Annotated in this window: 14 protein-coding genes and 1 pseudogene; 2 read left to right on the top strand and 13 right to left on the bottom strand. The window is 60.4% G+C overall.

Features of this window, described 5'->3' with window-relative positions; translation table 11 throughout:
* Positions 1 to 3: 3 nt before the first annotated feature.
* Together DQ393_RS05220 and metG are read right to left on the bottom strand one after the other, a co-directional pair.
* Complete coding sequence (locus tag DQ393_RS05220) at positions 4 to 786, bottom strand: TatD family hydrolase (protein ID WP_112340749.1); 783 nt, start codon at positions 784 to 786, stop codon at positions 4 to 6.
* 8 nt (positions 787 to 794) lie between these two features.
* On the bottom strand, positions 795 to 2,348 hold the full coding sequence (metG, locus tag DQ393_RS05215; RefSeq protein WP_112340748.1) for a methionine--tRNA ligase: 1,554 nt from the start codon (positions 2,346 to 2,348) through the stop codon (positions 795 to 797).
* Between the two features lie 211 nt (positions 2,349 to 2,559).
* On the opposite strand from metG, the gene DQ393_RS05210 reads away from it, so the two are divergent.
* Complete coding sequence (locus DQ393_RS05210; RefSeq protein ID WP_181592287.1) at positions 2,560 to 3,399, top strand: sulfite exporter TauE/SafE family protein; 840 nt, start codon at positions 2,560 to 2,562, stop codon at positions 3,397 to 3,399.
* Between the two features lie 51 nt (positions 3,400 to 3,450).
* On the opposite strand, the gene DQ393_RS05205 is transcribed toward DQ393_RS05210, so the two are convergent.
* From DQ393_RS05205 to DQ393_RS05160, 10 genes are all read right to left on the bottom strand, one after another.
* Complete coding sequence (locus DQ393_RS05205) at positions 3,451 to 4,482, bottom strand: DNA polymerase III subunit delta' (RefSeq protein WP_112340747.1); 1,032 nt, start codon at positions 4,480 to 4,482, stop codon at positions 3,451 to 3,453.
* A complete protein-coding gene (gene tmk / locus DQ393_RS05200) occupies positions 4,479 to 5,156 on the bottom strand; it encodes a dTMP kinase (protein ID WP_112340746.1) in 678 nt (225 codons plus the stop codon). Before tmk ends, DQ393_RS05205 begins: the two co-directional genes overlap by 4 nt.
* A 153-nt stretch (positions 5,157 to 5,309) precedes the next feature.
* Positions 5,310 to 6,518: a D-alanyl-D-alanine carboxypeptidase family protein gene (locus DQ393_RS05195; protein ID WP_112340745.1), complete on the bottom strand. Its 1,209-nt coding sequence runs from the start codon at positions 6,516 to 6,518 to the stop codon at positions 5,310 to 5,312.
* A 70-nt stretch (positions 6,519 to 6,588) separates the two neighbouring features.
* Positions 6,589 to 7,758 carry a septal ring lytic transglycosylase RlpA family protein gene (locus DQ393_RS05190; RefSeq protein WP_169646075.1) on the bottom strand — a complete coding sequence of 390 codons (1,170 nt, stop codon included), beginning with the start codon at positions 7,756 to 7,758 and terminating at the stop codon, positions 6,589 to 6,591.
* Positions 7,759 to 8,198: 440 nt separating this feature from the next.
* Positions 8,199 to 9,071 (bottom strand): sigma-70 family RNA polymerase sigma factor, encoded by an 873-nt coding sequence (locus DQ393_RS05185; protein WP_112340743.1) that lies wholly within the window; start codon positions 9,069 to 9,071, stop codon positions 8,199 to 8,201.
* Positions 9,064 to 9,687, bottom strand: coding sequence for a flavodoxin family protein (locus DQ393_RS05180; RefSeq protein WP_112340742.1), 624 nt, complete (start codon positions 9,685 to 9,687; stop codon positions 9,064 to 9,066). Before DQ393_RS05180 ends, DQ393_RS05185 begins: the two co-directional genes overlap by 8 nt.
* Positions 9,688 to 10,013: 326 nt before the next feature.
* Positions 10,014 to 11,231 (bottom strand): arsenite efflux MFS transporter ArsK, encoded by a 1,218-nt coding sequence (arsK, locus tag DQ393_RS05175; protein WP_112340741.1) that lies wholly within the window; start codon positions 11,229 to 11,231, stop codon positions 10,014 to 10,016.
* A complete protein-coding gene (arsC, locus tag DQ393_RS05170; RefSeq protein WP_112340740.1) occupies positions 11,212 to 11,634 on the bottom strand; it encodes an arsenate reductase (glutaredoxin) in 423 nt (140 codons plus the stop codon). Before arsC ends, arsK begins: the two co-directional genes overlap by 20 nt.
* Complete coding sequence (locus tag DQ393_RS05165; RefSeq protein ID WP_112341050.1) at positions 11,631 to 12,314, bottom strand: aquaporin; 684 nt, start codon at positions 12,312 to 12,314, stop codon at positions 11,631 to 11,633. The genes arsC and DQ393_RS05165 overlap by 4 nt, the downstream gene beginning before the upstream one ends.
* The gene (locus DQ393_RS05160; RefSeq protein ID WP_112340739.1) at positions 12,314 to 12,679 is read right to left on the bottom strand and encodes an ArsR/SmtB family transcription factor; all 366 of its coding nucleotides are present in this window, start codon (positions 12,677 to 12,679) and stop codon (positions 12,314 to 12,316) included. Before DQ393_RS05160 ends, DQ393_RS05165 begins: the two co-directional genes overlap by 1 nt.
* 42 nt (positions 12,680 to 12,721) lie before the next feature.
* Here DQ393_RS05160 and DQ393_RS05155 point away from each other — a divergent pair, with 42 nt between their 5' ends.
* Positions 12,722 to 13,246: a DUF6428 family protein gene (locus tag DQ393_RS05155; protein WP_112340738.1), complete on the top strand. Its 525-nt coding sequence runs from the start codon at positions 12,722 to 12,724 to the stop codon at positions 13,244 to 13,246.
* Between the two features lie 102 nt (positions 13,247 to 13,348).
* On the opposite strand, the pseudogene DQ393_RS05150 reads toward DQ393_RS05155, so the two are convergent.
* Positions 13,349 to 14,713 (bottom strand): annotated as a pseudogene (locus tag DQ393_RS05150) (IS701 family transposase).
* Positions 14,714 to 14,790 lie beyond the last annotated feature (77 nt).

Raw genomic sequence — 14,790 nt, 5'->3', positions numbered from 1 at the left:
ACGTCAGACCCTCGTCATCTTGGAGAAGCAACGGAAGGCGTTCGCCGTGGTGATTTCAGCGATATCCGCCATGCTGACGCCGATCGTATCGGCGAGCACCTCGGCGGTATTGACGACATAGGATGGCTCGTTGCGCTTGCCGCGCCAGCGCTTTGGCGCGAGATAAGGCGCATCGGTCTCGACCAGCAGCCGATCATGCGGGATGGTCTTGGCGATCTCGCGCAGCTCCTCCGATTTCGGGAAGGTCAGGATTCCGGAGAAGGAGATATAGCCGCCGAGCTCGACGCCGGTCTGGGCAAGGGCAGGGCCGGCGGAGAAGCAATGGAGGATGAAGGGGAAAGCCCCCTTCCCCGTCTCTTCCGTCAGGATCGCGGCCATATCCTCATCGGCGCTGCGGCTGTGAATGACGAGCGGCAGCTGCGTTTCGCGTGCGGCAGCGATATGGCGCAGGAAGCCGGTCTTCTGGTCCTCCGGCTTGACGGTGTCGTAGAAATAATCGAGACCCGCCTCGCCGATCGCCACGATCTTTTCGTGCTGGTTGGCCAGCCGCACGAGGTCTTCCGTCTGAATGTCCAACTCCTGGTCGGCGCTATTCGGATGGGTGCCGACCGAGCAGAAAACCGACGGATAGCGCTCGGTAAGCGCAAGCAATCCATCGAGCTTCCTGACCTTGGTCGAGATGGTGACCATCTGCTTGACGCCGACCTCGTGAGCGCGCGCGACGATCGCGTCGCGCTCCTCTTCGAAATCGGCAAAATCCAGATGGCAATGCGTATCGATCAGCATGGAAAACCTTATTCGGCGGTCGGCGCGACATAGCGCGGGAAGACTGGTTTCGGCGCTTCCAGCGGCGTTCCGGCGACGAGTCGGCCCGCCGCGCCGAGCGCCGCGAAATCGCGCTTGTCGGCAGGGATTGCAATGAGATCCAGCAGTTTCGCGGAGGATTCCGGCATGAAGGGCTGCAGCAGAATGCCGATCTGGCGCACGACATCGGCCGTGACATAAAGCACGGTCGCCATGCGGGCCGGGTCGGTCTTCTTCAGCGCCCAGGGCTCCTGGCTCGCGAAATAGCGGTCGGTTTCGGAAACCACTGCGATGATGGAAGCGAGAGCGCGATGAATGAGCTGCTTGCCCATATCTTCGCGAGTCGAGGCAAGCAGGGCATCTGCCTGATCGAGAAGCGCCTTGTCCTCGTCGGTCAGCGGACCGCATTCCGGAATCTGACCGTCGCAGTTCTTGACGATCATCGACAGGGAGCGGCTTGCAAGATTGCCGATGCCATTGGCGAGATCGGAATTGATGCGCGTGCCGATCGCCTCCTCGCTATAGCTGCCGTCCTGGCCGAAGGAGACTTCGCGCAGGAAGAAGTAGCGCACCTGGTCAAGGCCGAAATGGTTCACGAGATTGACCGGATCGACGACGTTGCCGAGCGATTTCGACATCTTCTCGCCCTTGTTGAGCAAGAAGCCGTGGGCATAGACGCGCTTCGGCAGCGGCAGCTTTGCCGACATCAGGAAGGCCGGCCAATAGACCGCGTGGAAGCGTATGATGTCCTTGCCGATGATATGAAGATCGGCAGGCCAGTATTTCGCACGGGGATTGTTGCGGTCTTCGATATAGCCGGTCGCCGTGATGTAGTTCGTCAGCGCATCGACCCAGACATACATGACGTGCGAGGGGTCGTTCGGCACCTTGATGCCCCAGTCGAAGGTGGTGCGCGAGATCGACAGATCCTTGAGGCCGGATTTCACGAAGGAAATGACTTCGTTGCGGCGTTCGGCCGGGCCGATGAAATCCGGGTTCTCTTCGTAAAGCTTCAGCAGGCGGTCCTGGTATTCGGAGAGCTTGAAGAAATAGCTTTCCTCCTGCACCCATTCGACCGGCGTGCCCTGAGGCCCGTAACGCACGCCGTCGGCGCGCAGCTCCGTTTCGTTTTCCTGGTAGTAGGCTTCGTCGCGCACCGAGTACCAGCCGGCATAGGAATCCTTGTAGATGTCGCCGGCATCGGCCATCAGGTTCCATATGTTCTGCGATGTCTCGTGGTGGCGCGGCTGCGTCGTGCGGATGAAGTCGTCGTTCGACGCGTTCAGCAGCTTGCCCATCGCCTGGAATTCGTCGGAATTGCGGTTGGCGAGCTGCTGCGGTTCCATGCCCTCGGCCCGCGCCGTCTGCTGCATCTTCTGGCCATGTTCGTCCGTACCCGTCAGAAAGAAGACGTCGCGGCCGTCGAGGCGCTGGAAGCGCGCCAGCGCGTCGGTGGCGATCAGCTCATAGGCATGGCCGATATGCGGCTTGCCGTTGGGATAAGCGATCGCGGTGGTGATGTAGAACGGAGTTTTTTCGGTCATGTCGGGCAGTGGTCCGCTTTTACTGTTGCGTCTCTGTTATTCTTGGCTCCGCTCGCTTTAGCGCATGTTTGCCGGGAGCGAAACACCAAGTTTCGCGCCCGCAGCATTCGGAAGTTGGGGATGGCGCCTTGCTTGACTTGGCCCCGCCTCGCCTTTACCCCTTCGCAAGACTGGAACGCAGGACTGAGACGGCCGTGAATTTCATTGCTTTATGTATTGGTCTGCCCAACTGCTTCAAGGGCTTGTGAATTTGAGTTTGATCGGTTCCTTTCAGCCGCTTTATTCCTTTTCCGGCTTTTTCGTCGGCATGCTGGTCGGCATAACCGGCGTCGGTGGCGGCTCTTTGATGACGCCCCTCCTCGTCCTGCTTTTCGGCGTGCACCCGGCGACGGCCGTCGGCACCGACCTCCTTTATGCCGCAATCACCAAGACAGCGGGAACGGCCGTGCACGGCATGCATGGGCGGGTCAATTGGAAGGTCGTGAGCCTTCTGGCGTCAGGCAGCGTGCCGGCGGCGCTCGCCATGCTCTGGATCATGGCCGGCGTCAATCGCGAGAGCCCCGCCGTTGCTCATGCCATCACCCTGTCCCTGGGATGTCTCCTGCTTTTGACGGCGCTGATGCTGATCTTCCGTGGCCAGATTCTTCAGGCCATCCGCAAATGGCGCAGCGAACGCGGTACCATATCGCCACGCAACATCGCCCTGCTGACGGTCATCCTCGGCCTCATGCTCGGCACTCTCGTCACCATGACATCGGTCGGCGCCGGCGCGCTCGGTGTCACCGTCCTGCTGGTGCTTTATCCGCAGACGGACGTGCGCGAAATCGTTGGCTCGGATATCGTCCATGCCGTGCCGCTGACCCTGATCGGCGGCATGGGCTATTGGTTCATCGGCGAGATCAACTGGACGATGCTGTTCGCCCTGCTGGTGGGCTCGATCCCGGGCATCGTTGCCGGCAGCCTGCTGGCGCCGCGCCTGCACGAGCGGTCCGTCCGCATCATCCTTGCCGTTACACTGGCTATCGTCGCCTGCAAGCTACTCTTTCCCTGATACGATTCAGAGGAGGCTCCGTGGTGGCTGCCGTTGGGAATTGTGGCCTGTCTATGCCGAAAGCTGTTGCTTGAGCTCGCCGAGGATGGCGATGAGCGTTTGCTTGCGATCGAGATTATAGGCTTGCGACACGTTCAGCCGCTCGGTGGTCTCGGAATGCAGGCGGGCCAGTCTTTCGGCGGCGGCAACGGAACCGTGGAGCGCGGCGGCGCGGGCGCGATCGATGATGTCGTCGCCGATATGAGCGACGAAGAAACCGAAGATCGTGTCGCTATCCTTGGCCGAAAGCGCATCGGCGAGGCGGTGCATCGCCTTGCGGGCCGCGGGTCCATCCGCCGAAAGCACCTGCCTGTAAGCCTCGATGATGTCACCGCCGCCGTAATTCAGGAGCTTGAGCGCCTCGCTGACGCTGCCCTTGGCTGCGGAGAGCAATTCGCTCCCCTGCCCGGCCGGCACGCCCAGATTTTCGAGCGCCATACGCAAGGCATCATCGGGAAGCGGCGCGAGCTTCAAGGGCAGGCAACGTGAGCGGATCGTCGGCAGAAGCCGACCCGGTGCATGCGAAAGCACGAGGAACAAAGCGCGCTTCGGCGGTTCCTCGAGGATCTTCAGAATGGCGTTGGCCGCACTGCGGTTGAGATCGTCTGCGGGGTCGATGACGACGATCCGCCAATTGCCGGTGCCGGAGGTCTGCGAAAAGAATTTTCCGGCGCGGCGCACCTCGTCCACGGTGATTGCGGACTTCACCTTGCCGGTCTTGTCGTCGACCGGCCGGCTTAGATGCAGCAGATTGTGGGAGGCGCCAGCGGAAATCTGGCGGCTGACGGCGGATGCCGGGTCGGGATCGCCGATCGTCTCGGGTGCGGATGCGGGATCGGGATGGGAGAGGACATGATTGGCGAAACGAAAGGCAAGGGTTGCCTTACCAATGCCTTCAGGCCCCTCGATCAGCATGGCGTGATGCCCCTTGCCGGAGCGATAGGATTGGGCGAGGAAGGCTTCCGCCTCCTCATGGCCGAAGAGCCTCGTATTGTCTTGAGGAGGAATGGCGCCGTCGAGGACGCCCGGCCGGTCGTCACTCATTGTGCCGCTTCCGATCCCGAGGCGATATTGGCGGCGCCAAGTCGCTTGTCCACGATCCCGGCTATTTCCGCCGCGATATCGTCTTCGGACCGCTGTGCGTCGATGACGTGGCAGCGATCGGGTTCGCGAGCGGCGATATCGAGAAAGGCCTCGCGGCGTTTCTCATGGGTCTGCATCTCTTCCTTCTCGAATCGATCGGGCGCGGCGACGCCCGAGGCCCGCTTGCGTGCACGCTCCAGGCCCATTTCGGCCGGAATATCGAGAATCAGCGTGCAGTCCGGCACGACACCATTGACGGCGACCCTTTGCAGGGCCTCGATATAGTCGGGCTCGAGATTGCCCGTCACGCCCTGATAGACGCGTGAGGAATCCATGAAGCGATCGCAAAGGACGATGGTGCCGCGCGAAAGCGCGGGGCGAATGACTTCCTCGACATGATCGTTGCGCGCGGCGGCAAAGAGAATGGCCTCCATGCGCGTGCCGAACATTTCCGCAGCACCTGAAAGCAGGACGTGCCGCACAGCCTCGGCCCCCGGTGACCCACCAGGTTCGCGCGTCACCAGAACCTCATGGCCACGCTCGCGCAACCGTTCAGCCAGCCGGCGGATCTGGGTGGATTTGCCGGCCCCTTCCCCGCCTTCGAAGCTTACGAATAATCCGTTTGCATCAGCCAATGATCATGTCCTGCACTTTTCGCGTGCCATCCGTCTGGCATGCGATACGCACCCTGTTTAACCCAAGACATGCCTCGGTGGAACCATGCATGTCTCGATGTGCGTGACTCTATATGGGGTGTGAACAGAGATTTCGCGAGCCGTACGGCCCTCTCAACTCGGCAAAGGCTTGTCCCACAGCCAGGAGAACAGCAGCGACTCGGTCAACTCCATCAGAGCATCGAATGCGCGGCGGCCCAATGTGCCCTGCCCGACCGATTCCTTCGTGTAAAGCGGCAGCTCTCGTAACAGACGTGCGCCCAGGAAGACGCGGAGAGTTCCCGCTTCGTAATCCGCAGCAACCGGCGCCGTCAGCGGCCAGCGATAGACGATGCGGGCGGATAGCCGATCCGGCGTGTCCACAGGGACGTAGACGTCGACTGGTATCTTAGCCCGCAGGCCGACGGTCGATGCGGCGCCGCCATAGACGCTGGCATCGCCGATCACCTCGCCATCGGCAAAGATGCGCTGGCTCTTGAAGTTGCTGAGGCCCCATTCAAGCACGCGTCGCGTCTCCTCAATGCGTTCCTTGTCGCTCTTCAGTCCGCCAAGCGCCAGAAACAGCCGGCGACCATCGCGCTGAATGGAGGCGACGATCGAAAAACCCTCGCCTTCGGCAAAACCGAGCCCCAGGCCATCCACGCCGATATTGAGCAGAAGCATCGGGTTCTTGTTGCGCTGATAGATCTTGTTCCAGGTGAAGTCGGCCTGGCCGAAATACTTATAGAGGTCCGGGTACTTCTGTTGCAGATCCTGTGCCAGCAGAACCATCTCGCGCGCGGAGACCTTGCCGCCGCCATTGGGATCGTTGGCATCGGGAAGTCCGGTGGAATTGGTGAAGGTCGCCCGCGGCATGCCGATCTCGCGCGCCCGTGCCGTCATGCGCCGGGCGAATTCGCGCTCGCTGACGGACATGCCTTCCGCTAGAACGATGCAGGCGTCATTCGCCTGCTGCACGGCAATACCCTGGATCAGATCGCCGACGCGGATGCGCGATTTCAGGGCTGCGAACATCGTCGACGCACGCGAGGGAGCGCCGCCCGTCCGCCAGGCATTTTCCGAGACGGGATATTCCGTATCGAGGCTGATCTGCCCTCGCCCGATCGCGTCGAAAACGACATCCAGCGTCATCAGTTTCGCAAGTGACGCCGGCGAAATCAGCTGGTCCTCGTTCTTGGCAAGCAGGATGGTGCCGGTCGAGGCTTCGATCATGAATGCCTGCGCGGCTTTCGTATCGAAAGTACCGGGTGCCGCCTGCGCAAAGGCGGGGGCGTTGCCGAGCCCGAGGACAAAAAGGAACAAAAGAATCAAACTCTTTGGCATATCGTCCCCTTCATCCGATTACCGGCACGATTATTTTAGTGACGGGTTGAGATTCAGGCAATGATACCGATCAGTCCGCCTGCGTCGTACCCTGATGCTGGCGGCGATAGGACGAAAGGATCGATTCCTGCGTCAGCCCGTCATTGCGAACCATGACGGCATCGAAGGCGAGGTTCACATACGCGGTCTTGACGGGAGCCTCCTGGTAGGCGGCAACGGTCGAGCCCAGGGTTCCATCCGTCAGGCTCGCAAGGCGCCGCGGGAAGTCCGGCCGCTCGTAGGGGATCGGGCCAATTCTCGGCAGAACGACCATGGACGGCTCCGCCGGCTCTGCGGCCGGCATGGCGCCGCCATTCCATTCCATCGGGGGCAGATTGTTGCGCTTGCTGCCATCGTAACCGGCGTCGGGCGTAGAACCGGCGAAAGCCGTCGTCGCATAAGGCGACTGGCGCGGAATGGGAGCGATCGCCGGCGCGGCCTCATAGCTGCGCTGCTGGCGGCTAGCGCGGAAGGGAGTATCCGTTTCGGGCAACTGATCCGCCGTCATGCGGCCGGCGGAAGCAACCATCACACCGGTTGCGATCTGGCCGCCAGGATTGATACTGGGCAGGCGCGAACCCTTCGGAATGTAGGAGGCCATCAGATAAGGCTCGTCATGACCGTCCATGCGGGCGCGGCCGACATATTGCACGCGCACGTCGCCGGTGCCGCTGTGCTGCAGGTCGAGCATCTGCGCGGTCTTGTTGGAAAGGTCGATGATGCGGCCGGGATGGTATGGGCCGCGATCGTTGACACGCACGATGATGGAGGAACCGTTTTCGATATTGGTAACGCGGGCGTAGCTCGGCAGCGGGAAGGTCGGATGCGCGGCGGTCAATGCCTGCTGATCGTAGACTTCGCCATTGGCCGTCAGGCGGCCGTGGAAGGCCGAGCCGTACCAGGAAGCGATACCGACCTTGCTGTAGCTGTAATCTTCCTTGGGGTAATACCACTTACCCTTCACCTGGTAAGGATTTCCGACCATGAAGCGGCCGCCACCCTTCGGCACGGGGCCGTTATTGACGACGCGAGGGCTCGCCTTCACGCCATATTCCTTCTCGGAGAAATATTCCTTGCCGTGCTTGCGCGTCGAAGCAACCTTCTGAGACGTTCCGCACGCCGTGATGGTTGCGCACATCAGGGAAAGAGCAAACCAACGCATACCCGCTGCGCATGTCACCGCACGATTTTCTGATGTCATCTGTCCCAAGCCGCTACTCATTACTCTGACGGAGGTCTGATACCGGTACATCCCTCATTCCGGTATCCTGCTACGCTCCAATCACCTAACGGTGCTTTAATCATGATTGCAGTTTGGCGTTTTTGCGATGCAAATTGAGCTCACTGAAGAAATTCTGAAAGTCATGGTTAATGCATGGTAAAGCGGCGTCGGCTTGAAGTAGTGACGGCAACAATACGCACGCTGAGACACAGGCTCGTCCGCAGATCGTCATCAGCCGTCCAGCTCTGTGACAAACGAGAGCGAGTCGCCACTGGACTCGGGATTTTTTGGATAAATTCGAACAGTGCTTTCAGGCACTTGTATCAAGGCGCATCAGTATCTCGTCGTGATAGACTTCGCCGACCTTCTACGCTTCGGTGTCGACCGCTTTCGTATCTCTCTCTTCGCGCCGTCAATCGTCAATGCGGCAAAGCCTTGATAACGTGCTGCAGCTTGTCCGGATTGCGGGTGCAATAGATGGCGACGACCTTTTCCTGCTCGATCTGCAGCGCGGTCGTCTGCGCGACATTGCCGCCCTCTATCGTCACGAAACCCGGCAGGCCGTCGATGGCGGCATAATGGACCAGCTGGGAGGGCTGCGCGCGGAAAATTCGTGCCAGCTGCTCATGAAGGAGCATGACGGCGGAAAGCCCGACATGCGGCCGCAGCGAGGTCGGTACCTTGCCGCCGCCATCGGCATAGACAACGACATCTTCGGAAAGCAGAGCGCGAAGAGCGGCCATGTCTCCCGTTCTCGACGCCGTGAAGAAGGCGGTGGCGAATTTGAGCCCCTGCTCTTTGCCGATGGCAAAGCGCGGCCGCGCTTCGGTGACATGCGCCCTCGCCCGGCTGGCAAGCTTGCGGCAGGCAGCAGCCTCGCGACCGATCGCGAGCGCAACATCGTCGAAATCCATGCCGAACACGTCATGCAGGAGAAAGGCTGCACGCTCCAGCGGCGACAGGCGCTCCAGCGCCAGCATCAACGGCAGCGTGATGTCGTCGGCCGCATCGCCATCGTCCGGATCGAAGATCGGCTCGGGCAGCCAGGAGCCCACATAGGTCTCCCGGCGACGGCGTGCCGATTTCAGCTCGTTCAGGCAAAGCCGGGTGACGATAGTCCGCAGAAACGCGGCAGGCGTGCGAATCGTGGCACGATCGGCCGCCAGCCAGCGCAGCCAGGTATCCTGCACGACGTCTTCGGCATCCGCGACCGACCCGAGCATCCTGTAGGCGAGCCTGACGAGGCGCGGGCGCAGCTCGGAAAAGATCGGGTCGGACGGCATTTCACACATGGACCGCAAGTTCATGTGCGAACGGATTGACGTCGCGACCGCAGACGAACTGCAGCGTCGTCAGCGCCACCCGTCGCCCAAGATGGCGGGCGGTGGCGAGATCGGAAGCAGGCGGTGCGGTCTCCGGCCCTTCATCCGTATTCGCCTGCGCCGCCGCGCCAAGCCAGAAGCCGAGGCGGTTCAGATCCTCTTCCGAGCCCGTTGAAGAACAATTTGCCGGAGGAAGATCGAGGCCGACCCAATGCATTCCGTGCTGGGCTGCGAAAATCACCATCTGCATCAGCGTCGAAAGCTTGTCACCGGATCGTGACCCCGAAGTGGTGAAGCCCGCCGCAATCTTGTCCTTCCACAGATAGCCCCTGGCGAGAACGGCATGCGATGTTGCCTCCTGAAATGCTTTGAACGATGCGGAGACCGAGCCCATATAGGTCGGCGATCCGAAGATGATGGCCTGCGCCGCGTTGAGATCATCCCAGTGGCGCTCCACCTTGTCCACCGTCAACAGCATAGCCTCGACGCCATCCACCTCCTCAACCCCCGCCCTCACGGCTTCCGCCTGACGGCCCGTATGGCCATAGCCGCTGTGATAAACGATTGCGATGCCCTGCCGGATCATTGCCATCTCCTTCGAAATTGGTGTTGCGAAGGACATGACAAGGCATGGGGGAAGGATTGTGACATGCCGGGATTTTACGGGAAGGTGAAAATGGGGGGAGCCTATCGGCTGTATAATCCAGCGATGTCTGGTCTGAGATTGTGAGGGCGGAAAAGGCCGTACGAAGTCGAGTGGGGCCAATCCTGCTGTCTATCGCTGGTCTGGAAGAAAGATCGCGGTTGTCATTCGCCGCATGCTTAGGCGGATTCAAGGCAGCAGGAGCGTCGTCATAGTGCCGCCAAGGGCGGGACGTGGGACCGATCGGCTCCGCCGAAGCATTCCGTTCGTCAGTTCTGCTCGGTTGGCCTGTGTTGTTCTTGCCGCAATACCGTGATGGAGAGCAGCGCGACTATCGAAAGTCCACCCAAGGTCGCCGTGATGCCGAGAGATGACGGTATGCCGATGTTCTCCATCGAGAAGGCAAGCACGAATGGCGCAAGCGCTGAAAGGATCAGGCGCGCTGCCATCATCTTCCCCTGCAGCCTGCCATAGCCCTCACTTCCAAAGAGATGCAGAGGCAGCGTTCCGGTCACGATGCTCAACAGGCCATTGCCCATGCCGAAGATGATTGCGAAGGCCATGGCACCCAGCACGGATGGCGCTGAGAACAGAAGCACAAGGACGCCGCTGGGGATGAGCACTGCTGCGATCATTGCTAGATGGAGCGCGGACAAGTTCTTCCCGAAGACCATGTTGACGAGCCGACTGCTGACCTGCGAGGGGCCAAAAAGCGCTCCAACGAGGGCGGACGTCGCACCGAGTCCAAGACCGGACAGCAATGGGACAAGATGTACCAAAACAGCCGAACTAATGAGCGACATCAAGGAGAAGCCGGTGACCATGACCGCGAAGCCGATACGGCGTCGTGCGGGTGGGAGCATGCCCTCGACAACGGGTGCAGCGGTGGAGGCCTTCACGCGGTTCGAAGCTCCTTCGCGAGACAGCCAAGTGTGAATCGGCATGCAGACGAATAGGTTCAGCGCTGCGAAGACTAGATAGACCTTCTGCCAGCTCAGATGCGCATGGAGCGCGGTTGTGATCGGCCAGAAGATTGTCGAGGCGAACCCGGCGATCAATGTCAGATAGGTAATGCTGCGGGAAGCGACGTGAGGATGGATTTGGACGAGCAACGCGAAGGCGGCGCCATACTGGACCAGATTGGCCGAAACTTCGACAGCAATGAGTGCGGTGACATAGGCCGCCTTGTTAGGCGTGAGGGCACAAACGGTCAGAGCCGCAGCAGCCACGAAGGATCCGATCGTCATCACACGGGCGGCACCGATCCTATCGAATAAGATACCCAGCCATGGGGCAGTCAGCCCGCCGACCAGTAGCGCGACGGACAGTGCGCCGAATACCCATTCGCTGGACCAAGAGAACTGCGCTGCCATGTCCGGTGCAAGGATGCTGAAGGAATAGTAGAGCGTGCCGTAACCGATGATCTGTGTCAGACCGAGCGCAAGCACGGCAAGAACGGGCACTCGCTCAGACAAGGCGCTTCCCATCAGCGTCGAGAATCTTTTCGCCGTCTTCCTTGCTGAACGGTCCTTTATGAGTGTCAGGAAGGATGTCGAGGACGACTTCCGAAGGCCGAGCAAGGCGGGTCCCCAAGGGCGTGATGACGAACGGCCTGTTGATCAGAATCGGATCTTTTATCATCGCATCCAAGAGCTGCGCGCCTGTCAGGTCGGCATTGTCGAGACCCAGCTCCGCATAGGGCGTGCCCTTCTCGCGGATAGCTTCACGGACAGTTAATCCGGCGTCGGCAATCAGTTTCACGAGCTGGGCGCGCGTGGGCGGGTTCTTCAGGTATTCGATAACGGTCGGTTCGATCCCGGCATTGCGGATCATGGCCAGCGTGTTGCGGGACGTGCCGCAATCCGGATTGTGGTAGATGGTGACGTTCATGATGCTGTCTCCACGGTTGGGGTCGGCCGAAGCAGCCAAGTGACCAGAACGAAGGCGCATAGCGCCCCGATGAACTCCGCCGTAACGAATCCCGGAAGATCGGCGGGCCGAATTCCAGAGAAGGTGTTCGTGAAGGCGCGCGCGACCGCGACGGCGGGATTGGCGAATGATGTAGAGGACGTGAACCAATAGGCCGCCGTGATGTACAGGCCGACCAACCAAGGGATTGCCCCTCGATCGAAGCGGATGCCGAGAAGAATGACCGATACGAGCCCAAAAGTGGCAACCCATTCCGCCGACCATTGGCTCTCTCCAGAGCGCTCTTTCAAGGACCATTCGAGGATGGGGTGTGCGAACATCATATGAGCCGCCATCGTACCCGAGACGCCGCCAGCGATCTGAACGATGATGTAGGCAGCTAGGTCGCGCCTAGGCAGCACACGCGACAGGGCGAACACCAGCGACACGGCGGGATTGAAATGCGCTCCCGATATCGGGCCGAGCACCGTGACGAGCACCGCCAGCATCGCGCCCGTCGCCAACGTATTCCCAAGCAGGGCGAGCGCTGTGTCCTGCGTCAGGGAGGATGCCATAATGCCGGAACCGACGACGGTCGCGACCAGCAAGGCGGTTCCGATGGCTTCTGCAGCCAGCCGCCGATGAAGATCGAACTCTTGCATCAGTTCGCCTTCTTCGACATCGACGTCGCCCCGTCCGCGCAACATGCGGCCACGGCTACAGCCGGAGCGCAGATTTCAGGATGTCCGGCGCAGCAGTCTTCCATCAGGAACCGAACAAGTCCCCCAAGAGCATCGTAGGCCGCTGAATAAATGATCGAGCGGGACTCCCGCTGCTGGTTGATGAGACCTGCTCGCTCCAGTTCCTTGAGGTGAAACGAGACGTTCGACGGAGAGACTTCCGCGTTCTCGGCGATCGCGCCTGCGGACATGCCATCGGGTCCGGCGACCACAAGCATTCGGATGATCTGTAGACGCGTCTCCTGCGACAGGGCGCCGAACGACGCCAGGGCTTGACGTTGATCCATATTTCAATAATCCTTGAATTGTTGAAACAAGGATTACCGGAAATGAATGCCATCGACAACAGCAAAATACAGACGGACGACATTAGCCTGGGCGCCCTCGTCTCAATTCTTTCCAGAGCGAAGGATTCTCCTCTGGTGTTCTACTATGACGGACATCCGGTGAAGTCCGGTTATCACGTCACAGAGGTCAAGGCCGGACAGTTCTCGGCTCTCGACTGCGGTGCCAATCCGGAGGCCTGGTCAGAGATATTCATCCAGCTCTGGGACATCGATGAAGCCGATCGCACGCACATGGCTGTGGGCAAGTTCCACTCGATTATCCGAAAGGTGACCGAGCACGTGCAGCTCGACGGATCGGCGAAGCTAACCTTCGAAGTCAGCGACGGCGTGCGACCGATGCAGCTCTACTGCGCATCTTTACCGACACTCCGGGGCGGAGCTGTCCATGTCGAACTCCTGCCGCGCCCGGCGAGCTGCAAGCCACGTGACCGCTGGTTGGTCGAGAACGCAAAGGGGGGCGCTGCCTGCTGCGGACTAACCGCCTCCCAAAGCGGTTGCTGCGCCTAGTCTCGAAAACGAAGAAAAAGGACATGGGAGGGGCGGATTCTGCCGCCTCTTATCAAGCTGCCCGCTGCAACCGAATCGGGCGCTCCTGCAACACGTATGCAGTTACGGCATTGTTGCAGCTAGCACTACTTTGGCAGAATTGAATTTGGGGTCATTAGGAACCTGATACGGCAGTGAGGACATCGTTGTGGTGGATGGTGGTTTGAGAGCGCGGCTATGACAGCGCGTCGGATGGCCGGCAGTGTCGGCTTAGGCGGGCCGTGCCTCTTCCTTTTTTTCCCGCTTTGCCTTGTTGAGGCGTTGATGTTGAAGAAAGGCATAGGCAATCATCGTCATCAACGCGTGTCGGTGGAGGCCCTGCCATGATCGACCTTCAAAGTGATCGAGGCCGAGCTCTTCCTTCATCTGCTGATGGGCCTGCTCGCAGACCCATCGCGCCTTGATGGCCGCCGTGAGCGCTTTCAAGGTCGCCTCGGCCGGCAGATTGGAGAGGTAGTATTTGCGCTCGTCGTTTGAACGCCATTCACCAACGAGCCACGCCACTTCGCCCGGCATGTGCTGCTGTCCCTTGTCGAGGATGCGTTGCGGGTTGCCATCAGCAATCCGAATGCGTAGGGCAGCGAAGCGTGCTGTCAGTCGACCTTTCGTGCCGTGACGCCAACTGACCTTCTTCCAGGTGTTTCCTTCCAAGATCGTTTCGGCTGCGGTCGACAGCGTATCGGGGATCGAATGCTTGCGTGGCCGTCCATGGCCGGCGACAGGAAAGACCAATGCGACATCATGAGGATAAACCTTCTGATGCTTGGGAATACCGACAGCCCAGGTGAGATTGCGTGCACTGAGCCCCTGGCGAAACGCAGCCGACAGACCATAGCCGGCATCCGCAAGCACGGTGCCAAACCGCACGCCTGCGGCCATCAGCCGATCGATCTCGCCGAGCGCGATCTCCGGTTTGGTGCGGGATCGGCGCATCTCCTCGGGAACACCAGCCTTCGCCATCCGATCCTGATCACTCGTCCAACTGTCGGGCAAGAACAATCGTAAGCCCACTGGGACGGGAACCTCGTCGCGGGCCAGCGTCAACGACACCAGCGTCTGGCAATTGGCGCGCTTGCCGAGCATCGACGCGTACTGCGGCGCCACCCCAACAGAATGGTCGCCTTTCTTCGGTAGACCTGTGTCGTCGATCACCAGAAAAGCATCTGAAGCCCCGACAATCCTGTCGGCCTGCACCGCCAGTTCCGCCTCAAGAGGACCGGCATCCCAAATCCCATCCGAGATGAAATGATGCAGGCGGTCGTAGCGATCAGGTGCCAGACGTTCCGCCATCGGCTCGATACTCTTGCGATCACCAGGTCCGATGAGGCCCGAAATATAGACCGGGCACATCTGCCGCCGCTTCTTGTGACCAAGCTTCTCGACGAACGGCTTCAGCCAATCCGCCAGCGCAACATCCAGTTCCGACATCTCGCGCACCCCTGTGAAAGTGCCCAAGATGGCCCATCATCGTAAATGACCGGTTAATCTGCCAAAGTAGTGCTAGG

The organism is Martinezella tropici (assembly GCF_003287875.1).
In the GTDB taxonomy this organism is placed as follows: domain Bacteria; phylum Pseudomonadota; class Alphaproteobacteria; order Rhizobiales; family Rhizobiaceae; genus Rhizobium; species Rhizobium tropici_C.
This window is presented reverse-complemented; position numbering and strand designations above follow the sequence as displayed.